Source organism: Bradyrhizobium sp. 45 (assembly GCF_023073155.1).
Classification (GTDB): Bacteria; Pseudomonadota; Alphaproteobacteria; order Rhizobiales; family Xanthobacteraceae; genus Bradyrhizobium; species Bradyrhizobium canariense_D.
On record NZ_JADPIX010000010.1, the window covers coordinates 19,773 to 39,692 of the forward strand.

The 19,920-nt window shown below is 61.3% G+C and carries 22 protein-coding genes and 2 pseudogenes; 8 read left to right on the top strand and 16 right to left on the bottom strand.

Annotated features, from left to right (window positions below; genetic code table 11):
* Window positions 1–32 precede the first annotated feature (32 nt).
* Entirely contained in the window at window positions 33–1,727 is a 1,695-nt protein-coding gene (gene ilvD / locus IVB42_RS01680) for a dihydroxy-acid dehydratase (protein ID WP_247469641.1), read from the bottom strand.
* A gap of 78 nt (window positions 1,728–1,805) precedes the next feature.
* On the bottom strand, window positions 1,806–2,789 hold the full coding sequence (locus tag IVB42_RS01685; protein ID WP_027566680.1) for an ABC transporter substrate-binding protein: 984 nt from the start codon (window positions 2,787–2,789) through the stop codon (window positions 1,806–1,808).
* A 177-nt stretch (window positions 2,790–2,966) separates the two neighbouring features.
* Between IVB42_RS01685 and IVB42_RS01690 the strand changes: the two genes are divergently transcribed.
* Complete coding sequence (locus IVB42_RS01690; RefSeq protein ID WP_247469642.1) at window positions 2,967–3,893, top strand: NAD(P)-dependent oxidoreductase; 927 nt, start codon at window positions 2,967–2,969, stop codon at window positions 3,891–3,893.
* 25 nt (window positions 3,894–3,918) lie between these two features.
* On the opposite strand, the gene IVB42_RS01695 is transcribed toward IVB42_RS01690, so the two are convergent.
* The 5 genes and pseudogenes from IVB42_RS01695 to IVB42_RS01715 form a co-directional block, all read right to left on the bottom strand.
* Complete coding sequence (locus tag IVB42_RS01695) at window positions 3,919–4,464, bottom strand: flavin reductase family protein (protein ID WP_247361445.1); 546 nt, start codon at window positions 4,462–4,464, stop codon at window positions 3,919–3,921.
* Window positions 4,465–4,473: 9 nt separating this feature from the next.
* Entirely contained in the window at window positions 4,474–5,703 is a 1,230-nt protein-coding gene (locus IVB42_RS01700; RefSeq protein ID WP_247361443.1) for an acyl-CoA dehydrogenase family protein, read from the bottom strand.
* Window positions 5,704–5,888: 185 nt separating this feature from the next.
* Window positions 5,889–7,157, bottom strand: a complete 1,269-nt coding sequence (locus IVB42_RS01705) for a CoA transferase (protein ID WP_247469644.1) — start codon at window positions 7,155–7,157, stop codon at window positions 5,889–5,891.
* Between the two features lie 234 nt (window positions 7,158–7,391).
* A pseudogene (locus IVB42_RS01710) lies at window positions 7,392–7,817 on the bottom strand (GNAT family N-acetyltransferase).
* A 62-nt stretch (window positions 7,818–7,879) separates the two neighbouring features.
* Window positions 7,880–8,179, bottom strand: a complete 300-nt coding sequence (locus IVB42_RS01715) for a hypothetical protein (protein ID WP_085384722.1) — start codon at window positions 8,177–8,179, stop codon at window positions 7,880–7,882.
* A 352-nt stretch (window positions 8,180–8,531) separates the two neighbouring features.
* Between IVB42_RS01715 and IVB42_RS01720 the strand changes: the two genes are divergently transcribed.
* From IVB42_RS01720 to IVB42_RS01730, 3 genes are all read left to right on the top strand, one after another.
* On the top strand, window positions 8,532–8,732 hold the full coding sequence (locus IVB42_RS01720) for a hypothetical protein (RefSeq protein ID WP_247361438.1): 201 nt from the start codon (window positions 8,532–8,534) through the stop codon (window positions 8,730–8,732).
* 81 nt (window positions 8,733–8,813) lie between these two features.
* The gene (locus IVB42_RS01725) at window positions 8,814–9,158 is read left to right on the top strand and encodes a response regulator (protein ID WP_085384639.1); all 345 of its coding nucleotides are present in this window, start codon (window positions 8,814–8,816) and stop codon (window positions 9,156–9,158) included.
* A gap of 244 nt (window positions 9,159–9,402) precedes the next feature.
* Window positions 9,403–10,941, top strand: coding sequence for an FAD-dependent monooxygenase (locus IVB42_RS01730; RefSeq protein ID WP_247369599.1), 1,539 nt, complete (start codon window positions 9,403–9,405; stop codon window positions 10,939–10,941).
* A gap of 261 nt (window positions 10,942–11,202) precedes the next feature.
* Here the strand turns inward: IVB42_RS01730 and IVB42_RS01735 are convergent.
* A pseudogene (locus tag IVB42_RS01735) lies at window positions 11,203–11,685 on the bottom strand (transposase); the annotation flags it as partial.
* Between the two features lie 592 nt (window positions 11,686–12,277).
* Between IVB42_RS01735 and IVB42_RS01740 the strand changes: the two are divergent.
* Window positions 12,278–13,396: an acyltransferase gene (locus tag IVB42_RS01740; protein WP_247361434.1), complete on the top strand. Its 1,119-nt coding sequence runs from the start codon at window positions 12,278–12,280 to the stop codon at window positions 13,394–13,396.
* Window positions 13,397–13,884: 488 nt separating this feature from the next.
* Here the strand turns inward: IVB42_RS01740 and IVB42_RS01745 are convergent, their stop codons facing one another.
* Window positions 13,885–14,199, bottom strand: coding sequence for a hypothetical protein (locus tag IVB42_RS01745; RefSeq protein ID WP_247361431.1), 315 nt, complete (start codon window positions 14,197–14,199; stop codon window positions 13,885–13,887).
* Between the two features lie 38 nt (window positions 14,200–14,237).
* Here IVB42_RS01745 and IVB42_RS01750 point away from each other — a divergent pair, with 38 nt between their 5' ends.
* Window positions 14,238–14,675 (top strand): hypothetical protein, encoded by a 438-nt coding sequence (locus IVB42_RS01750; RefSeq protein WP_247361429.1) that lies wholly within the window; start codon window positions 14,238–14,240, stop codon window positions 14,673–14,675.
* Window positions 14,676–14,936: 261 nt separating this feature from the next.
* Here the strand turns inward: IVB42_RS01750 and IVB42_RS01755 are convergent, their stop codons facing one another.
* Both IVB42_RS01755 and IVB42_RS01760 read right to left on the bottom strand, forming a co-directional pair.
* On the bottom strand, window positions 14,937–15,317 hold the full coding sequence (locus IVB42_RS01755; protein WP_346015392.1) for a DUF1629 domain-containing protein: 381 nt from the start codon (window positions 15,315–15,317) through the stop codon (window positions 14,937–14,939).
* 383 nt (window positions 15,318–15,700) lie between these two features.
* Window positions 15,701–16,477, bottom strand: coding sequence for a DUF4261 domain-containing protein (locus IVB42_RS01760; protein WP_247361426.1), 777 nt, complete (start codon window positions 16,475–16,477; stop codon window positions 15,701–15,703).
* A 474-nt stretch (window positions 16,478–16,951) separates the two neighbouring features.
* Here IVB42_RS01760 and IVB42_RS01765 point away from each other — a divergent pair, with 474 nt between their 5' ends.
* The gene (locus IVB42_RS01765) at window positions 16,952–17,152 is read left to right on the top strand and encodes a hypothetical protein (RefSeq protein ID WP_018454858.1); all 201 of its coding nucleotides are present in this window, start codon (window positions 16,952–16,954) and stop codon (window positions 17,150–17,152) included.
* Window positions 17,149–17,355, top strand: a complete 207-nt coding sequence (locus IVB42_RS01770; protein WP_085361080.1) for a hypothetical protein — start codon at window positions 17,149–17,151, stop codon at window positions 17,353–17,355. Before IVB42_RS01765 ends, IVB42_RS01770 begins: the two co-directional genes overlap by 4 nt.
* Here IVB42_RS01770 and IVB42_RS01775 read toward each other — a convergent pair.
* The 5 genes from IVB42_RS01775 to IVB42_RS01795 all read right to left on the bottom strand — a co-directional run bounded on the left by IVB42_RS01775 (window position 17,349) and on the right by IVB42_RS01795 (window position 19,741).
* Window positions 17,349–17,618 (bottom strand): hypothetical protein, encoded by a 270-nt coding sequence (locus IVB42_RS01775; RefSeq protein WP_247410232.1) that lies wholly within the window; start codon window positions 17,616–17,618, stop codon window positions 17,349–17,351. The genes IVB42_RS01770 and IVB42_RS01775 overlap by 7 nt on opposite strands.
* Window positions 17,619–17,813: 195 nt before the next feature.
* Window positions 17,814–18,035, bottom strand: coding sequence for a hypothetical protein (locus tag IVB42_RS01780; RefSeq protein WP_247410233.1), 222 nt, complete (start codon window positions 18,033–18,035; stop codon window positions 17,814–17,816).
* Between the two features lie 540 nt (window positions 18,036–18,575).
* Complete coding sequence (locus tag IVB42_RS01785) at window positions 18,576–18,752, bottom strand: hypothetical protein (RefSeq protein ID WP_198293354.1); 177 nt, start codon at window positions 18,750–18,752, stop codon at window positions 18,576–18,578.
* 110 nt (window positions 18,753–18,862) lie between these two features.
* The gene (locus IVB42_RS01790; protein WP_247469647.1) at window positions 18,863–19,054 is read right to left on the bottom strand and encodes an SANT/Myb-like DNA-binding domain-containing protein; all 192 of its coding nucleotides are present in this window, start codon (window positions 19,052–19,054) and stop codon (window positions 18,863–18,865) included.
* Between the two features lie 450 nt (window positions 19,055–19,504).
* Window positions 19,505–19,741, bottom strand: a complete 237-nt coding sequence (locus IVB42_RS01795) for a hypothetical protein (protein ID WP_204511901.1) — start codon at window positions 19,739–19,741, stop codon at window positions 19,505–19,507.
* Between the last annotated feature and the right edge of the window lie 179 nt (window positions 19,742–19,920).

Genomic DNA, 19,920 nt, shown 5'->3' on the forward strand with positions numbered 1-19,920 from the left:
GACCAGTGGCTGTTTCCGGCAGGTTCGCCGCGTCATCCGAACCAGGGCCATTCTGCGGGCCCCTCATGTGTGACGGCCCCGCCCGGTGCCTGGCCAACCAATCGGGCATATTTCGCTAGCGCGCCTGCACGGTGACGAGGCGGACGCGGCTTCCAATCGTGTCGGCGAGCAGTGAGTTCCTCCTCGTCGACCAGCATATCCATCCGCCGGTTCGCGGCATCGATCCGGATCCTGTCGCCATCGCGTACCAGCGCCAGCGGACCGCCGATGAAGGCCTCGGGAGACACATAGCCCACGCACATTCCGCGGGTGGCGCCGGAGAACCGTCCATCCGTGATCAGGGCCACCTTCTCGCCCATGCCCTGGCCATAGATCAGCGCGGTGACGCCGAGCATTTCGCGCATGCCGGGGCCGCCGACCGGTCCCTCGTTGCGGATCACGAGCACATCGCCCGCCTTGTAGCTGCGTTCGCGAACCGCTGCGACACAAGCCTCTTCGTCTTCGAAGATGCGCGCCACACCTTCAAACAATTGGCTCTTCAGCCCCGCGACCTTGATCACCGCGCCATCAGGGCAGAGGTTTCCCTTCAGCACTGCCACACCGCCATCTGGCATGATCGGCGCGCGAGCCGCGTAAACGACCTCTCCGTCAGGAGCGTTGGAGGCGCTATATTCTTCGGCAAGCGTACGGCCCGTGATCGACAGGCAACTGCCATCAATATGCCCGCTCTGGATCAGCTCCCGGATCACCACGGCAGCGCCGCCGACGTCGTAGACATCCTTCGCCGTATATTTGCCTCCAGGCCGCAGGTTTCCGATCAGCGGCGTCCTGGCAAAAACCTCGCCGACATCGTCGATCGTGAATGCGATCCCGGCCTCGTTCGCGATCGCCGGCAGATGCAGCGCAGCATTGGTCGAACCGCCCGTGGCAGCCACGATCGCCGCACCGTTTTCCAGGGATTTCCGCGTCACGACGTCGCGCGGCAACGGCCCACCGCGCTCCAGCATCTCCATGATGAGGCGGCCGGCCCGCCTGGATATCTGCGCGCGCTCGGCATAGACACCCGGCACCATCGACACATTGGGAATGGTGAGGCCCATCGCCTCCGACACCATCCCCATGGTGTTGGCAGTGAATTGGCCGGCGCACGCGCCGATGGTCGGCAGGCAGGCGCGCTCGATCCGCTCGAGCGTGGCGCCGTCGATCTCTCCGGTCATGAAGCTGCCGACAGCCTCGTAGGAGTCGAGCACGGTGAGGGTTCGCCCGTCTATGCGGCCCGGCAGCGCGCTGCCGCCATAGATAAAAATGGACGGGACGTTGCACCGGACCATGCCCATCATCACGCCGGGAAGCGTCTTGTCGCATCCGCCGTATCCGATCAGCGCATCGTAGGCGAGACCATGGACGACGGCTTCGATCGAGTCGGCAATCAGCTCCCGCGAAAAAAGGGAGAACTTCATCCCTTCGTGATTCATGCTGATACCGTCGGAAACCGACACGGTCGAAAACTCGCGCGGCGTGCCGCCGGCCTCTTCGATACCGGTCTTGGCCGCTGCGACCTGAAAGTCGTGCGTCATGTTGCAGGGCGTCTGCTCGCCCTTCATGCTGACGACGCCGACCATCGGCTTGGCAATCGCAGCGTCGTCGAGCCCCATGGCGCGCATGAACGCGCGGTGCGGAGCCCGGTCGAGGCCATCCGTCGTGATCCGAGATCGGAGCTTCTTCATACGTGCATCTTCTTCATGCAACGTCCCGGATCATCCTGGACGCGGCGACGTTCTCGCTCGGTTCATTCGCCCGATCGCCTATTGCAGCGGAGCGACAATCGTCGAATGCTTGAATTGCGCGACATCCAATTTTGGCAGCATCCCTGTCTCCGCGTAGATGTCCAGCATCTTCTGGATCGCGGGGAAATTCGGTGCCGCGCCCGGATCGCGGCCGAAATCGTTGTCCTTAAGCAGATAGGTCTCGAGAACCGGAATAGGTGCTTTCAGGACTTCGTTGACGACCTTCAACGTCTCTTCGCGGTTCGCCAGCGCTTTCTTCATGCCAGAGGTAATGTCACGCACGTAAGCCTTCACCAGTTCCGGGTTCTTGTCGACGAAATCGGCACGGCAGGCTTCCAGAATGTGCACGATGTTCGGCATCGCCTGCGACAGCGAGAACAGTTTGCGCGTGCCGCCCTTTGCCTCCGCGCGCGCGGCAAATGGCTGGTTCATGTTGACCGCATCGACGCGGCCCTGCCGCAACGCATCTTCGGAGACGGCAAAGCCGACCTCGACCAGCTTGATGTCCTTGGCCGGATCGATGCCATTCTGCTTCAGCAACAGATTGAACGGGCCTTGGGTGCCACCGCCGATCACGGAGATTCCGACCGTCTTGCCTTTGAGATCGGCGATCGTCTTGATCGGGGAGTCGTCCATGACAGCCCAGTAGACCGAGAAACCACCGGCCTTCTCGAAGACATGCTGCGCCACGATGTAGGCCTTGAGGTTGCCGCCAACCACGCCGTTGGCGAGCGACAGCGGCGCCTGGGTCGCGCAATCCAGCGCGCCGGCCGCCAAGGCCTGCGTCATCGGAGCGGTGCCCTGAAACTGGGTCCATTCGATGTTGTAGGCCTTGCCGATGTTGGGAAACTCAGCCGGGCGGCGCATCATCCAGTATTTGGATTCTTCGGCCGGAATCGTCCAGCCGACGCGAATTGTCTGCTGTGCCCATGACGAGCCTGCGCTCGCGCTCACGGCCGCTGCCGCCCCCAAAGCCAGGATCCACTTCGAAACGGTTCGCATCGTGCCCACTCCGCTGCCCAGGCGCCGACCGGCGCCATCCAACCCGACCGTGGCAAATGTTTCATGGTTCAAACAATCAAGCAAGCCATGCAGGCCCTGCGGTTTCGTCGTGGGATACGCCATGTATGGTAGTGCAGCGACCGCGCGGCGTCGCGGAGCAACAGATGGAGGCAACCTTTGGCTGAAGCGAGCAAGACAAACCCGCAGGGCGTCGAGCGGCTCGGCTATCTCGGCCTTGGGCTGATGGGGACACCGATGAGCCGGCGCCTGCTCAAGGCCGGCCATCAGGTCACTGTCTGGAACCGTTCCGAAGGGAAGACGGCCGCGCTCGTCGAGGCGGGTGCCAGGCGCGCAGCCACCCCCCGCGACTTGATGGAGAGCTCCGACATCGTCTTCATGTGCGTGACGGATGCGGCTGCCGTGGAAGAGGTGATCTTCGGGCCCGAGAGCATCTCAACTGCGCCCGGCGCGGGCAAGCTCGTGGTCGACTTCTCGTCGATCCATCCTGACGCCGCACGAGACCTTGCAACGCGATTGTTAGCTGCGAACGGCGCGGGCTGGATCGATGCGCCGGTGTCCGGTGGTACCAAGGGGGCCGAGGAAGGCACGCTTGCCATCATGGCCGGCGGAAAAGCAGGCGATATCGAGCGGGTCCGCCCCTACGTGCTCGCCATGGCACGCAGGTTCACCCACATGGGCCCGACCGGCGCCGGCCAGACCACAAAGCTATGCAACCAGGTGATCGTCGGATGCGCGATGGCCGTTCTTGCGGAGGCAACACGCCTTGCCGTGAACGCCGGAATCGATGCCAACCGGTTACCCGAAGCCCTCGCCGGCGGCTTCGCGGACTCCATTCCGTTGCAGCTGTTTGTGCCGCGGATGGTCCAGGGCATACACTCACCGCCGCTTGGTCATATCGCTACGATGCTCAAGGACCTCGATACCGTCGTCGACGTCGCGCAGTCGACGTCGACGCCGGTGCCCATGGCCTCGCTCGCAGGACAACTTTTCAGGCTCGCCAAGGCCGCGCGAGGCGCGGACGCGGATGCGCTCGAAATCTACCAGCTTTCGGCCGGGAGCGCTGAACCGTCGAGCGCGAAGTGAAGCACGCTGGCTGTGACTGCTTGTGCTAGCCGTCGGCGAGAAATCGGCCGAACGCGCCGCGCGCGAAGAGCAGCGGCTCCTTCGCATTGTAAGTATAGGCCTCGACCGCACCGAGAAAGATCACGTGGTCGCCGCCGTAATAGCGATTGACCGAGCGGCATTGAAAATTGGCGACGCTCTCGGCGAGCACCGGCGCGTTGCCGAGGCCCGGCGTCCAGCCGACACCGGTGAACTTGTCATCAGACGACTTGGCGAATTTGCTCGCAAGCGCCTGTTGCGAAACGCCAAGAACGTTGACCGTGAAATGACTGGCGTTCTGGAAGGTGGTTAGACTAGAGGAATAGACGACCAGACTCCAAAGAACCAGCGGGGGATTCAGCGAGACCGAGGCGAACGAATTGCACGTCAGGCCATAGGGCTTGCCATCAGGAGCCGCAGCCGTGATGATCGTCACCCCCGTGGCGTAGGTGCCGAGCGCGCTGCGAAAATCACGGGGATCGATCGGCGAGCTGTCGCTCGCGAGTTCGTTGGCCGGATCGGGAACGGCCGGCTGCTTCGGCAGATCATTCATCGGCCGGCCTCACAGCGTGAGATTCTCGGACGGCAGCCCCAGCGCCACGCGTCCATAATTGGTCCCGGCCGCATCGAAATTGAACGCGAGATGCGAGTTGATCGCGTGCGCATCGCGGAACTGCCGCTGCAACGCGCCCGTCGTGAACAGGCCCCGTGCTCCGCTCGCGGCAAACAGCATCGACACCGCATCCGTGCAGAAGTTTACTGAAAAAGCGCCGTCGCGCCGATATCGGGTCTTGGTCGCCATATCGGGGATATGACCCCGCCTTGCATCCTCCATGGCATTCAGACAGGCCGAGCGCATGATCAAGCGTGCAGCATCGATCTTCGCCGAGGCCTCGGCGATCTTGATCTGGGTGCTTTGAAAGTCGCTCAGCCTGGCGTGGTTGTAGGTAGAAATGCGATGACGGACGACCTCCGCATAATCGTCGAGACACGCCTGCGCGTTCCCCAGCGCGACGCCGGAGAGGACGTAGGGAAACAGCGAGAACACGGGGAGCTCATACAGCGGGTTGGGATTGAGCTTGCTTCCCGGAGTCGGACCGCCGTCAAGATCGCCGACCGCGACCGTCATGTCGTCGGGCACGAAAGCGTCCCTGACCTCCACGTCGCAGGACCCGGTCCCGCGCAGCCCCGCGACATTCCAGGTGTCGAGGACCTTGTAGTCGGCTTTCGGCAGCAGAAATATCCGATACTCGATGCCGTCTGCCTCATCGTCGGAGTAGACGACGCTTGCAAGCATGTTCCACGCGCAGGAGGCAACGCCCGAGGAGAACGGCCAGCTGCCGTGGAGCCGGTATCCGCCCTCAACTCGCGTGGCACGTCCGGCCGGAAAAATGAACGAGGACGCGATCAGCGTGTCCGGATCACGACTCCAGACCAGATCCTGCGCCGTCGGTTCGAACATGCCGAGCATCCAATGATGGCTCGCCAGATTGGCCAGATTCCAGGCCACCGAGGCGTCTGCTTGTCCGAGCAGGTCCGCGCAATCGATCAAGGCGACATAATCGAGCTCGGCGCCGCCAATGCGCCTAGGCTGAAGCATCCGGAACAGGCCGGCGTCGTGCAGATCCTTCTCCGTTTCCGGCGGCAGATGCCGCAACTCCTCTGTCCGGGCCGCTCGCTCGCGCAGCCGTGGGACGAGCGCCCGGGCCTTCGCGATCATTGCCGCATGGGCAGGTTCATCGGATTGCGCCGCTGCGGGCCGGCCCACGCTCCGCTCTTGACCAGGCGCCATTCGTATCCCTCGCTTTCATGCATTTATGCGGCGAGACCCTTGCCAAATCAAGCCGGGGCAGCGCTGTCTGAGTATGGCCGTCCTGAACAGGCGCGGGAAGGATGCGATACAGCGAAGGTGGCGGCATTGCCAAGCGATGGTCCGCCAGCCGCGCGAGGCCTGGCCTGTAGGATCGCCCTTCAGGCTCAGCCCGACGTCGAGGGTTTGCCCGACCCGAAAACGCCCTTTTGGGTGAACTGCGATATCCGACGCTCGTCGTAACCGAGCGTATCACGCAAGACCTGCTCCGTATGCTCGCCCAGCAATGGAGCAGCCACAGGATCAATCGAGCCGGTCAAGCTCATGGTAATCGGCGGCTCGATGTTCGGGACCCACTCTGCCGTACGATGTGGAATCCGGTTCAAGCGATGGCGCTCTCGCGCCTCCGGTGCATTGAACCCCTCCTCGACCGTCCGGAGATAGCCGACCGGGATATTGGCCAGCTTCATCTTCGCCATCCAGTTCTCGAGGGTATCGCTTGCAAAGACCTCCGCGATGGCTGCTCGCAGAAGTTCCTTGTGCTCGGAGCGGGCTTTGCGCGTTGCAAACTGCGGATCGGTGATGAGATCGGGCCGGTTCAGCACCTCAACAACGAGCCGGCGATAGAGCCGGTCGTTCGCGCAGGCCATGTAAAGCGGTCCATCGGAGGCCTCGTACACGCCGACGGTAGGAGAGCCACTCGGCGAATTACCAAACCGACCGGGATTTTCGCCGTTGATCAGATAGGCCATGCCATAGAAACCGGTCATGCCCATCGCGACGTCGAACAGGGCGACCTCGACATGCTGGCCGCGACCGAGCCGATCCCGCGCCAACAGCGCCATCAGGATGGCGTTGCAGGCAGACATCCCCGTCGCCATGTCCACGATGGGCGGTCCGGTGCGAACCGCCGGGCCATCGGCAAATCCGTTGAGCGACATGAAGCCGCTTTCCGCCTGCGTGATCGGATCAAAGCCGGGACGCGATGCAAACGGCCCGGTGCGCCCGTAGGCGGAGATCGAGCAATAGACCAGCCGCGGATTGAGCGGCGCAACAGTTTCATAGTCCAGGCCAAATTTCTTCATGACTCCGCTGGAGAAGTTCTCGACGACCACGTCGGCCTGGCGAATCAAATCCAGCGCGATCTCACGAGCCTCCGGCACGGTAAGGTCGAGCGTGATGCCACGCTTGTTGCGATTGAGGCTCAGATAGGCAGCACTCTCTCCACCGATCTCGGCGTGTTCATACGCACGCGTGTCATCGCCTCCGTCTGGATTCTCGATCTTGATGACGTGCGCGCCGAAATCAGCAAGCGTCTGCGTACAGGCCGGGCCGGCAACCACACGCGTGAAATCGACGACCAGCAGACCATCGAGCGCGGTAGGCGCGCCCGTCGCCCGCGACGAACGTTCCGGCAATTGAGGCTTGGTGGGCATCGACGGCGCTCCCTTACATCGGCTTATCGTTGCCGAATTTTCCGCAGGAGCAAACTTAAAGCCCGGCACCGCGGACTTCGCAAGTCCTTCGCCCGCATCGCTTCAATACGCAAACAGGGCCGGCAGCTGTCAAGCTGCCGGGCCTTGAACGTTCCGTGTTTCGCTTCATCTCGCGCGAACCATTTTTGCGTTGCGTGAATCGCGTTCCGCACCACGGGAAACTTGGCTCCTCGTTCAGCGAAGCCACTTTCGCCAGTACCGTATGCGGCCAAGCCCAGGGCACATGGGGTTCGAAGAGCCGATAGCCCGCCCGGATGAATTATTGGCAGACACCGGATTGTCCGTCGTATCCGGGACGATGCTGTCCCGTCCAGTACGCCGTGCCCTTGCCTCGATCACCCGCATCAGCCTGCACTGGAGGTCACGTCCCCGGTGCCGCTGCAACACACCGACTCTGGAGAAATAACCGCCATTTCGAATGTGCGTTGACGGCACGATACCGGCGAAGGCTACTGGCTCAGCGCCGTGATAGGCAAGCCACCACGCCCCTAACTTGAATTGTGGCAAGGGAGCCGCATTGAAGTACGTCAACCGGTGAAGGTCAACCAATGTATCGGCGATGTCGCCATCGGATGCATCGACGATGCGAATTCTGTGCATGAGACGGTCCGTTGGGTAAGGACGACGTGAGTGGAATGCAGCAATGTCGTCGCGGCTGAGACTCACTTGCCGAGCACGACCTTGACGCTTAGCCCAACCACACCCATCAGACCGGTGGCGATCACCGTAATCACGGCCTTGAGCGTGTAGCTCTGCGCCTGCTCGACGCTCGTTCGCCATCGGCGCAGATGCTGAAAATCCGCCCTTAGCTCCTTTCGATCGTCATTATCAATTCCGAAAGACGCCAGCACCGATGCCACCGTCCGCAATACGATGGCATCAAAGTTCGCCTGCTGAAGCCTATGTTGCTCAGCCAGCATCTCGGCAACCATCGCCCTGACTTCATCATCTGTCATCTTCACCGCTTGATGATCCTTTCAAAGTTCTCGAAGCCGCGCGTAGCGAAGTAGGAGACAACCAGATTGGCTCCGGAGACCGCAGCGGCGCGAGCACTGGCCCAGCGCCGTGGGCCGGCACGTTCGCGCGTACGCGGCCAGCAATGGTACGGCCGGCGGCGCACCAGGTTCGACGAGTGCGTGGCCGCAACGCGCCGCGGCCGTCCGATCTCGATCGAGACGAAAAAACCCGCGGCGGAAGCTTTCCGCGCGGGTGAACCAAACTCGTTTCGATGATGCCATTCTGCCAGTGTTTTCGCAGACGTGTCAAACGAACGAATTCGCTTAAGCCGCGTTAGGCGATCAGGAGGGCCGGCAGATGACACTCAAGACGACCTCACAAAACACGTCGCCAAATCTTCCTGGACGAAAGCCGCGCAGCGACAAGGAGCGGGACACGCAGGAAGCCGTCGTTGAGGACGCCGGCGACATGGAGGACAAGGACTGCGATCTCGTGAATGGCGAGGGCGGCCCCATCGACCTTCCCACCAAGCCCGGCGATTTGTCGAAGGACGATTAGGCCGCTCCGCAGACGGGGCGCATCTCGCCGGAACTTACGCCACGGCGGCCGCGTTTATTCCTTCAGAAGGAACGTTGTGCGATGAGCCATACCGTACTGGTTGTTGACGACGATCCCAGCGTGCTCGACGTCATCGTTGACATGCTGGAAGATCTCGGCTGCGAAGTCATCAGCGCCCGGAGCGGCCACGATGCGCTCGACCGGCTCAAGCAGAACCAGGATATCTCCATCCTCATTACCGACATCAACATGCCTGGCATGGACGGTCATGAACTGGCCGAGCGGGCCAGGCGAGACCGCCCGGAACTGAAGATCCTGCAATTGTCCGGGCGTGAACCCCGGCGCGACGGCCTTCCCATGATCAGAAAGCCGTTTTCGTTCGAGGAACTCGCCAGCACCATGCAGCGGACCACCGGCATCTGCTGAAGGTCGCAAGCCCAGAAAACGCAAAACAAAACCCGCAGCGGATCGCGTCCGCGCGGGTTGAACCAAACTCTTTTTCGATGATGGCATTATGCCGGTGTTTTGCCCGACGTGTCAACGCGGCGAACGCGGACAAAGGATTCTCTCTCCCCACTCAGATATGTGGTGTGCAACGGGCTTGCTTCAAGCCCCCGACCCTGCCGTAGAACCCTCGACCCGAGCACCATTCAACACCAAGGGTCATCACATGCCTGTACTGCTTCCGACGTCCCGGAAGCGCGGCCACGCCAAAGGGGCTGGCGCCCGCCACGCGCAAGACCAAGTGAAAGACCACGCGGTGGTGATCGCCGGCGCTGGCCCGACCGGCTTGATGCTGGCCGCGGAGCTCGCGCTCGCGCGTGTCGACGTCGCCGTGGTCGAACGGCGCGCCGACCAGGAGCTAACAGGCACGCGCGCCGGCGGCTTGCACGCGCGCAGCATCGAGATCCTCGACCAGCGCGGCGTCGCGGATCGCTTCCTGCGCGAAGGACAGATCACCCAGCTCGCTGGCTTCGCCTGGACCAGGCTCGACATCAGCGACCTCCCCACCCGCCACGCTTACGGGCTCGCCCTGCGGCAGAGCCACATCGAGCGCATCCTGGCTGACTGGGTCAGCGAGCTCGCGGTGCCGATCTATCGCAACCGCGAGGTGACGGGTTTTGCGCAGGACGAGACCGGCATCGACGTGACGCTCTCCGGCGGCGAGACCTTGCGCGCAAACTATCTGGTCGGCTGTGACGGCGGCCGCAGCCTGGTGCGCAAGGCCGCCGGCATCGACTTCATCGGCACAGGTCCGACGCTGAGCAACCTCATGGCCGAAGTCGAGATGCGAGTGGAGCCGGAATGGGGCCTGCGCCACGACGCGCTCGGCTTTCACGGCCTCAGCAAGACCGCGAGTGGGCGCGTGCTGGTGGTCGTGACCGAAGCGACGCTCGATCGCACGGGCGCGCCCGGCCCCCGCGATCTCAGCGAAGCCCTCGTCGCCGTATACGGCACCGACTTCGGGCTCCAAAACCCGTCCTGGATCTCCCGCTTCACCGATGCGGCACGGCAGGCCGCGTCCTATCGCAGCGGACGCGTGCTGCTCGCCGGCGATGCCGCGCATATCCATCACTCCGTCGGCGGACAAGGCCTCAACACCGGCGTGCAGGACGCCGTCAATCTCGGCTGGAAGCTCGCGCAAGTGGTCAAGGGCCTATCGCCCGAAACCCTGCTCGACACCTACCATGCCGAGCGCCATCCCGTCGGCGCGCGGACCTTGCGCAACACCATGGCGCAAATCGCCTTGCTCCGCCGCGGCGAGGACGGCCTCAAGGCCGCGCGTGAGGTCGTCTCCGAACTGCTCGGCATGGACGAGCCGCGTAAGCGTTTTGGCGCGATGATGAGCGGGCTCGACGTGCACTATGATCTCGGCAAAGGACACGCACTGCTCGGGCGCCGCATCCCCGATCTCGATTTGACAGTCGAAGGGCGTCCGCTGCGACTATTCACGCTGCTGCACGACGCGCGGGGCTTGCTGTTCAATTTTGGCGAGAAGAATAGCTTCGATACCGCACCATGGGCTGATCGCATCAAAACAGTGGATGTCGAACACGACGGCGCCTGGGAGCTTCCGAACATCGGACAAGTCGCAGTACCAAGCGCCGTGCTGGTGCGGCCGGACGGGCACGTGGCCTGGGTGAGAGATCAAAGTCATCACGGACTTGCGGACGCGCTGACGAGGTGGTTCGGGGCGCCTGCGGCGTAACGAGAAGCAGTGCACCCGCCGCCGAAACAAACAGCCCGCGGTTCGCCGCAGGCTGTTGAGTATCAGGTTTTTGCAACCCGACTCAAGATTCGGATGTTGCGCCGCTCGTCGGCTTCCGGTGCGGCTGCGTTTCCGGGCAAGCCAAATTCCAGAGCCGGCCTTTCCGATTCATATGCTAGCCCATCGGCGATCCATTGTGGCCATCCGGTGCCCCTACCTGCTTCAACGCGATTTAGACGCCCTTTCGCTTCCGTGCTCATGCCTCTTCATCTTGGCCCCTGCGAGGTTTTTGTCCCGCGAATTGACGGCCTTGAATTTTGACCCGTCGATGGCGATGCCCGCCGCACTGAACAGCTCAAGCTTTCGGCACAACGCTACGAACTCGCGACAGACCTCACGAATGGCCTTGCCATTGTCCTTGCGGAACTTAAAGATCGTCTTGAAATCCGGCGCCAGCTGGCCAGTCAACCAGATCATCTCGATATTGCGCTGGCATTCCCGCTCCAAGCGTCAGCTCGACGGAACCTAATTAAGATAGCCGTAGATGTAAGCTTGAGCATCGTACCCGGGTGATGGCTGGGTCGGCCCATGGCTGGACGCCGATGAACCCGAGCTTGCCGAGATCTAGACTCTCGACGAACACGTCGACCGCCGCACTGGATTATCCACGGTCACATAGTCATCGAGCGATGCCGGAAACAGCATGCTTTGCTCGCGATCTGCCCTTTTAACAAAGCGCTTCATTGAGCAGACATACGCGGTAGCTCGCCGATGGCCCCTGAGATCACGCGAACGGCCTTGCGACCGGCGCGGCCTTTAATCCATACGAGGAGGCGCAACTAATGCTCACCGGCGACCAAGCAGTCAACGCATCTTCCACGGGCGCATTCGGCGACCAGAGGACCATGAAGGCGGCCCAATGCGAACTCGCGTCCCTGCGGCCGGCCACTTTAAACGATCATCAGTTCCACTAAGGCTTTGCTAACCAAACAATCCATTCTGAGAGAAATTGCCCATGGCAGAACCGCTCCTTATGAAACTGGAAGGATTGCTCGTCTAGGTTGATCACAAAAATGAAGTCGCAGCGCCTTCAAAGACCTCAACAGCAAAAGCGATCGCGTGAAAAACGACACTATCGGCACGTCGGCCGATCCCGGCCTCTGCATCAGGCCTAACGAGACGTTGCCCACGAACTCGGCGTGCCGCTTTGCTTCTCGACGGCGAAGTTGATAGTTCGCAGGGCTGACGAGTCCGAGATTGTCATCTATCGGAACGCCGCACTCCAGGCTCAGACCGAAGACTTGGTCCTAGCATATCTGGTCAATTTAGACCGAGCATGGTTCGTGATTTCATGAAATCCAGCAGTGGCTTATATTTTTCTCGCCTCGATCACATAAGAGCTCTGGCGGCCTACCTCGTTTTCGTGTGGCACTTCACCCATTTAACTACTCAATTTCCGGTGCCGTTCTCGACCGTGCCGCCGTTCCCTTTCGCGCTGGTGGAAGAGGGCCACGTTGGCGTTGGGCTCTTCATGACACTGAGTGGCTACCTATTCGCCAAGCTGGTCAACGGGCAAGCGATCAACTATCCCGCGTTTCTTTGGAGTCGAGCAGTAAGATTAGTACCTCTGCTCGCCGGGTCTTTGGTCGCTTGGTATATTCTTAGCAAGCTTCACGTTGGGTCTCCAATTTACTTTAATCAGATCTGGCGCGGAGTCCTGTTGCCGACATTGCCGAACGGAGCGTGGTCAATCACGGTCGAATTTCACTTCTACCTGCTGTTCCCGTACCTACTTGCGCTGAGCAACCGCTTTGGGCCTTGTGCCCTACTCATCGGCATCTGTCTAAGCCTCTGCCTGCGTGCGCTCCTCTGGGTAAAATACGGAGAGGTCCAGCTCGTGGCGTATTGGACCATTGTCGGGGCGATCGACCAATTTCTTATGGGCATGTTCTTCGCAACGGCTGGACTTGGCGTAAAGGCACGTCGCATCTTGGCTTTCACGTGTGGGCTGCTGTTCCTGGTCTTCTGGCAAATATTCGATGCCAAGGGCGGCTTCTTCAACCTCGATGGGGCCTATCCGTCTCCCTCAGCATTGTGGATAATAATACCGTCGGCGCAGGCCGTCGCCTTTGGCAGTTTCGTGGCGTGGTACGACAACTCAGGAATAAGCGTTCCTCCAAAGGTTGATCTCTGCCTTCGCAAGGTCGGAGAGTGGTCATATTCGATTTATCTCCTGCATTTTTTCCTGCGCGAAGTCTCGATACCCCTCATCGAAGACCGTGCCGGCCAAGACGCCAATTTTTGGTGGGCACTCCCAGCTGCGAGCGTGCTTTTCGCGGCATTCGCACCGTTGGCGGGGCTGTCATTCGAGTTCTTCGAGAAACCGCTTCTACGACTGCGGAAGGCCTACATCGTGCGATCTAAAACGGGTTCGGCGGCGCCGCATACGCATTGAAATCCTGTCCGCTACCTCAGGGGCAGCTATGTCTGAGGTCTGCTATGGGTCCGCCCTTAACGGACTCCAGCCGGCGGCGGTGGCCTGCCTCCGCCTCATTGAGCCTGGGAGATCGTGCGTTTCCTGGGCCAGCCGATCAAAGCGGGCGGCACACCAAATCCAATGATGACCAGGATTATCGCCCAGTTTCGCGGGATGTAGCCTTCGAAGACAAGTATTCGAGCCACGACCACTAAAAAAGCCCGGCACCAGCTGCAGTCCACTGCGCAGGCGTCAGATCGAGTCCTTTGTTGATCGGCAACCTCACGGCTATTTTCTTTCCGAGGGCGGTCCCGGTGAGATCCTCGACTGACGTTGCAGACTAGTGGTTCCTGGCGCTTTCGTCGACCCGATGGCCGCGGTGCGGGCCTATCTCGAGGCGGAAAGGTCTCCTGAGTTCACAAACGAAGTGCAACACTTCCATCTGGAGGTGTTGCCATGGGGCGGACTTACAAACAGCTCTCCTTGACGATCGATGCGAGATTGCCCGCCTTTCGGCCAATGGCAGCTCGGTCTTCGGCGAAGTCGATTGACACGGCCCCGTCGGCGCCCAGTCCCACAGATCCGTCGCGCGGATCGCGAAGCCCGATCGTGGCCGCCGGCCTCGACGAGGCGGCCTTCTCCGGACATTCGATGCGCGCCGGTTTCATCACGTCGTCGTTGGATAATCGCGTCGATCCGCTGCTGGTCAGAAGTAAGTCCGGCCCAAGAAACTCAAAACGCTGGTGATCTACGACCGCCGCGACAACGAGCTCGAAGATCATTTCGGCGGTGACTTCCTCTAATCCCACGAGAGGCAACCATGAACGCGAAGACGAACGCCAAGCCTCCGGAGATGCGGGCCGATCAGGCGCCGCCGGCAGACGCAAGCGAGGCTGTGACCGAGCTGGGCGGCGTCGAACTCAACGACCGCAAGCGCCCGCGCATAGGCGAGATCAGGGCGGCCGAGGCCGCGTTCCTCGATCTGATCGCCTTTCTCGCGCCCAATGGCAACCCGATCCGCGAGCTCGACCTTTCCAAGACCAAGGTCGAAGAAGCCGCCATGTGGGCGTCAAGGGTGTGGTCGCGCAGTAAAGGGTTCGCACCCGTCTGTTCTGGAGGCATCATGTCAAACCTCTATCGATCTGGTATCTCCGCTTCGGCGAGCTTCCTTCGCCAGCATTCCACTCCTTTCAGGGCAGTCGCTGCTACCCACTCTCAGGGGAAGAGCACTGCAAGAACGCCGTCGACGAAGGCCTGACACTCAGCGTGCGTTTTGAAGGCGCCCTTGTACTTGCCGAACAGGAAAACCGTTCGGCCGTGTCCCTTTCCGAAGAAGTATTGGCCCACGTGCTGGCCGCTACCATCCTTGAGTTCAATGGTTAGGAGGCTCTGGGCTGATTTGAGGTCCGTTTCGGGTAGCTTAATCTGCACGGTATGTGTCCCCAGGATTAAGCTGCCCCGACAGTTTAGTATGGCCTGCACTGACTATGCATCAGACCGGCCGACTTGCAGGCATCCTTCATGTCTTGATCGCATACGACGTCAGCCTCGCTATGAGCCATACGAAAGATATGCGCTTTGCCGACTGCAGCCTCAGCTTGGAGCCAAGCATGGTCAAGTAGACCTTCTTTCCAAATTTGAGGGAGCGAGGATCGTCCTCAGTTCGGATGGTCAAACGCGATTGCGCTTCATCAAGTGCATCAAGGACGCGAACAACATCGCAGAGCCAATAGTCCGGGCCATCGTAGCTACCATGCGGCACTCGCACCGTGCACTGCACAAACACAAAGGCCTCCGGATCAAGCCACTCCAATACTGCTTTTGTCCGACCCGAAATGAGCCACCAGCCGTAGTAAGGCTCCAGGTCAATTGGCGAGCTGCCAGCCGATTTATCAAACACGAACCGCGCAGGCGCGGTAGAAGCCGGCAGACGGAATACCCTGTACGGAGGAAGGATACTTTCGTCCTCGAGCCAATACCCCCTTTGCCTCCCACGCTGTAGTAGGGACCCATTTCGTAAAAGCTGTGGTTTCGCGCTCTGGGTCGTTTCGCAATAGAAACTGCCCTATCCGCGCCCATGACTACGTCCCATTGAACATCATGCCCATCGGGGCACGACGAAGAACGGCCATCAACTGCCAACAAAAAAGCCCGCGGCAACCCCCGCGGGCTCGATCCAAATTCATCTCGATCATGCCATTCTGCCAGTGTTTTGCCCGACGTGTCAAATGACGTATCCTGAATGGGACGCGCGCAACTCTCTCCGCGTATCGTTACAGTCAATTATGCCGAACCATCGGTACAGAAAAGAACGGGCAAGCCTTCGAATCGATCGGAGGCCTGATAACGAGCCGAGAAGCGCTCGCGCGAGTCGCGACCAAACGTATCGCCGTCTTTGACCACAAGCCCGTGCTCAACCAGATAGACGGCAAGACCGTCCACCTTATTGACCAGCGTGGGAAGTGTCAGCTTGTGGGTCTCGAACTCGATTTCACGCTCAGCGAATGCTGACAGCCCCATCGTTACCGCTCCGATGCCTGTCTTTGATCGGAACGGCAATATGTCCACCCACAGTGAGGAAGGATAGTCTGGATACGGCGCAAACGATCGGCTGGACATGTCCAACCATAGATCGGCGGATCGTGCGACCTTGCCATTCCATACAACAGCGCAACATTCCGGCACCGTCGCAATCAATGCGCCGATAACGGCAGTCGTGAGACGAGCGGCGGGCAACGGACGCTGATTTTGGCCAAGCACAGAGACGATCAGATGCCCTCGATGTCGCGCCGCGGCCGCCTTGGCCTGCGGCCATGTCGTGGAAGCGCGCGACCACAAGCCGAGATCGTCAGGAATGGGCGCCGGCATCGACATGACGGCAACAAGCTCGTTGCCACAGCGAATGAGCGACGAGTTTGCCTGAGCCTGTTGCGCGTCTCCATGCTCTGCAACCTCAGTTGCCAGTTCAGGATGTCGGGCGCGGAGGGCCTTCGCAAGCGCCGCCATGTCCGGCGTTGCCGGCGTGTCCAAAAGGACCAAAGCGAGCAGTGAATTGCTCATCGGCTACCCCGCACAAATTTTGGGAGCGAGATCAGATACACTGCTCTTCGCCCCGAGGTGAATTTTTGCCTTGCTAGAACAAACGCGAACACTGTCAACTCATCCTCTCGCCCGCATCGGGTGGCGAGCCACACGCACGTTGTTCTGAAATCTTCTCGCGCGTGACGATGACATCGGCTTTGCTGCACTGAGCTGGGCAGCGCTCGAGCCGGCGCAGAGACCACACATTCCACGCTGATCATCCGGCGCGTCCCTTCCCGCCCGAGCTGAGCTCGCCTCTGTCCAAAAGTGAACATTGCCTCAAGTTGAGTAACCCGCTCAAACCACTGAACCTGCTCTCGCAATTTAATCCACCGACATATCATATGATATGTCTTCTTCTCAGACGACGGCTGTAAGCTTTATCCATTGGCATCTGCCGGTGATGAGAACGCCCAACAGCGCTCCCGCCCCACGCGAACGAGGGAGACGTGCATGCAGAAGCGACGACGATTCAAGCAGACCACGACACTCGACGAACGGCTCGCCGCGGAGGCCGCGCGGCTGCGCGAGGAGGCGCGCACGCTCGCGCCGGGGCGCCGCCGCGAGATGCTGCTGCGCCAGGCGCGGCAGGACGAGACCGCCATGCATATTGCCGCCTGGCTGCAATCGCCGGGGCTGAGGCCGCCGACATGACCCAGCAATATCGCGCTTACCTGGTCGGCGACAACGGCGTGTTCCGCTCCGCCGAAGCGTTCGAGGCCGCGTCGGATGCGATCGCCCTCACCTTCGCGCAGCAGTTCACGCGGCACGGCAAGGTCGAGGTCTGGCAGCTCGGCCGCAAGATCGCCGTGCTCGAGCCCGAGTCATCCCCGCCGGGCGTTCTCACGCGTCAATGATCGCGTGATACCGCAGGCGTCCTGAAGGTCTCGATCGCAAACGAGAACTTGACCTGCATCACGGGACCCCTGGCATCGCGAACGTCGATCGCCATCGTCTGCCTGCCGCCCGCGGCAGGCGCGGAGAGGATGGCATCGCGCGCCATGTCCGCGACCGACTTGGCGGCCTCCGCCTGAACGGCGCGCCAGCTGGCCAGCTCCAAGCCTTCCTCGTCGAGCGCTACACCGGTGTCGTCGCGCAGGTCGAAATAATATCGGGGCATTGCAGCATCCTTTGCCCTAATAGGTCCGAAGCGGACAAAGGGTTTCTGGAGCCGCAAAAAAATCTACGGGGGATCAATGGGTTCCGGGAACTTCCCGGTTCCCTCCTGCCGCGTTCGTGCCTCTTCAGGAAGCCGGAAGCGACACGGGCGAAACGACATTCGGCCCCCTCACTCCTCCGCAAGCTTCCCGACGATTTAGGCATCCACCGTTTCCGCGAACGAGCGCTGCACGCCGACCGCAGTGCCATGCTGGTCGAGCGCGTCGCGCTGGAGCACGCGCAGGCCACGGCCGCGCATGCACACCGGCGCGGTGTTCAGATATTGATCGATGGCGCCTGTCGCGAGCGGGATGGCCTTCGGGTCGCCCCTTGCGATCAGAAGCCGCAAGAGGCTCTGGCATTCGGCCAAGCCTGGCATGGGATCAGCGCCTCACGCCTGCCGCGATTTCGCCGGCCGCTTGACCGGCTGGGTGTGGGTGCCGAACAGCGCCAGCAAAAACGCGACTTCTTCCTTCGAACCAACCTGGATCATGATGATCTCCTTTTCGCTAGGTTGGTCGGACGCAGCCGGCGGGACGTTCGAGACTATCTGGTTTCAGCACTGTTTCAGGCGTGTTTCATCGGGCCGCGCCATGTCCATGGTCGCCTGAAATAGGAACAGCTCCTCGGGCCAAAGGGTTATCGGTGCGTCGGTCCGGATGCACGACCGGCGCCCCCCACGGCCTCAGCTCGCCCCCCGGGCTGGGGCCGTTTCTTTTCGACGGCCTAGTTTTGATCTTGCTGGGCTTCTCCCAAGACAGCTTGTTGCAGCCGGAACACCGGAAGATGGCCATCGCGCCGTCCGGTGAACTCACCGCGTCGATGAATGTCATGGGTTTGTTGCACGCAGCACAAATCGGCCGCTGCCTGGTGTCTTGATCCGCCATGCGCGCAAACGCGGGAACGGCGGAAGAGGTTTCTATCGTTCTGGAGGTTGAGGGTGCCAGATCTTCGGAACTTGCTGCTGAAGCAGTGAGATCGATGCCGCGATCTGCTCCCGCGAACGGCGCAGCAATTGTCGTGTCGTTTGGCTTGCATCGAGCTGGTGCATTTTCTGCCGGTCGAGATCCGTCTCGAAGTCCTCGCGGGTGAGCATGACAAGCTCCCGTGTTGCTGCCCATTCGCAGAGTACGTCGTCGAGAGACGATTGAGGACCGTTCACAAGTGAACACAGGGCGGGATGCCCGCCTTCGACCCAGCCGGTCTTCAGGGTCCGCGCTTCTGCGTGACGAGGCGCAGCGCCATGCCGTGCTGCCAGGCGCGCACCCTCACTGCCGCTTCCCTGCGACCAAGCTCGCCGGCGATCTCGTCCGGCCGCGAGCCCGCTTCGGCCAACGCCTTCAGCCGCTCGTGCTCTTCCGCTGTCCACTTCTTCAACAACGGGTAGCGTGATTGCATGATTAGAAGCTGTCTCGCCTGCGTGGTCGATGCAGGCGACAAGCGGGCGAAACCCGCGAAGTTCCTATCCGAGATTGCTATGAGATCTCCGACGGGGCGTCCCGCAGATGGGCCGACGACGGCGCGCGCTCAAATCCAGACGTCCTCGCGGCACGAATCGCACCGATAGATCAGGATCGAGCAATCGCGCCTCACGTCGAAGATCGAGGTCAGGCAGCGCGTGCCCCTCTCGCATTTGGGGCACGCCGGCCCCGGCTTGTAATGCTGATCCGGCCTCGTTGCCGGGCCTGCTTGCTGTTCGCTGCTCATCTCATCCCTCGTTGGAGGACTGAGTTCCTAAGTACCAAAGTGGACATTCGTTCCAAATCGCACGGGCAGCGCTTCTGATGGAAGCGACGGCCTAGACGCCCCATGATCGCGCCCGCCGATCATCGGCTTCGTCGTGAACCATCAAGCGGGTTTGCCCTGAACGATCAAACCGGCTTGCTGTTGGCGCCCCCCCCGCAGTTCGTCCAGGCTCTCGACGGTGCAGATGCGCGCGGCGCGGCGGGCCAGTTCGTCGTAATTTTGCGCCACCTTGCGCAGCACGTCCCGCGTCTCGGGGTACTCGCAATTGTCCGCCTTGGTGCGAAATTCTTCCGCCCGCATCCGCCAGTAGCGCGGAGGGTGCATCCGCTCGGTGCCCATGGGCCACTCCCCTCGATTGGTCCGACTGTTCGTGTTCGTTAATGGAGAGCGCGTCCAACAGTTCCCGCGCAGATGTTCTGGCCCCGATCGCACGTTCAGATTGCGGCCCGCTGGGACGGCATCTCCCGGGATTGGTCGACTTTAGTTCAAATGCAGCAGGGCGGGTTCGCCAGGATGCA

Bases quoted from the DNA above. Each gene is read 5' to 3' on its own strand.
- IVB42_RS01740 (WP_247361434.1), top strand. From the start codon at position 12,278: ATGGTTCGTGATTTCATGAAATCCAGCAGTGGCTTATATTTTTCTCGC.
- IVB42_RS01790 (WP_247469647.1), bottom strand. From the start codon at position 19,054: ATGCAATCACGCTACCCGTTGTTGAAGAAGTGGACAGCGGAAGAGCAC.
- IVB42_RS01795 (WP_204511901.1), bottom strand. From the start codon at position 19,741: ATGGGCACCGAGCGGATGCACCCTCCGCGCTACTGGCGGATGCGGGCG.
- IVB42_RS01705 (WP_247469644.1), bottom strand. From the start codon at position 7,157: ATGCCCACCAAGCCTCAATTGCCGGAACGTTCGTCGCGGGCGACGGGC.
- IVB42_RS01775 (WP_247410232.1), bottom strand. From the start codon at position 17,618: ATGCCCCGATATTATTTCGACCTGCGCGACGACACCGGTGTAGCGCTC.
- IVB42_RS01785 (WP_198293354.1), bottom strand. From the start codon at position 18,752: ATGCTCACCCGCGAGGACTTCGAGACGGATCTCGACCGGCAGAAAATG.
- IVB42_RS01770 (WP_085361080.1), top strand. From the start codon at position 17,149: ATGACCCAGCAATATCGCGCTTACCTGGTCGGCGACAACGGCGTGTTC.
- IVB42_RS01720 (WP_247361438.1), top strand. From the start codon at position 8,532: ATGACACTCAAGACGACCTCACAAAACACGTCGCCAAATCTTCCTGGA.
- IVB42_RS01700 (WP_247361443.1), bottom strand. From the start codon at position 5,703: ATGGCGCCTGGTCAAGAGCGGAGCGTGGGCCGGCCCGCAGCGGCGCAA.
- IVB42_RS01695 (WP_247361445.1), bottom strand. From the start codon at position 4,464: ATGAATGATCTGCCGAAGCAGCCGGCCGTTCCCGATCCGGCCAACGAA.
- IVB42_RS01780 (WP_247410233.1), bottom strand. From the start codon at position 18,035: ATGCCAGGCTTGGCCGAATGCCAGAGCCTCTTGCGGCTTCTGATCGCA.
- IVB42_RS01750 (WP_247361429.1), top strand. From the start codon at position 14,238: ATGAACGCGAAGACGAACGCCAAGCCTCCGGAGATGCGGGCCGATCAG.
- IVB42_RS01725 (WP_085384639.1), top strand. From the start codon at position 8,814: ATGAGCCATACCGTACTGGTTGTTGACGACGATCCCAGCGTGCTCGAC.
- ilvD (WP_247469641.1), bottom strand. From the start codon at position 1,727: ATGAAGAAGCTCCGATCTCGGATCACGACGGATGGCCTCGACCGGGCT.
- IVB42_RS01765 (WP_018454858.1), top strand. From the start codon at position 16,952: ATGCAGAAGCGACGACGATTCAAGCAGACCACGACACTCGACGAACGG.
- IVB42_RS01760 (WP_247361426.1), bottom strand. From the start codon at position 16,477: ATGAGCAATTCACTGCTCGCTTTGGTCCTTTTGGACACGCCGGCAACG.
- IVB42_RS01730 (WP_247369599.1), top strand. From the start codon at position 9,403: ATGCCTGTACTGCTTCCGACGTCCCGGAAGCGCGGCCACGCCAAAGGG.
- IVB42_RS01685 (WP_027566680.1), bottom strand. From the start codon at position 2,789: ATGCGAACCGTTTCGAAGTGGATCCTGGCTTTGGGGGCGGCAGCGGCC.
- IVB42_RS01745 (WP_247361431.1), bottom strand. From the start codon at position 14,199: ATGATCTTCGAGCTCGTTGTCGCGGCGGTCGTAGATCACCAGCGTTTT.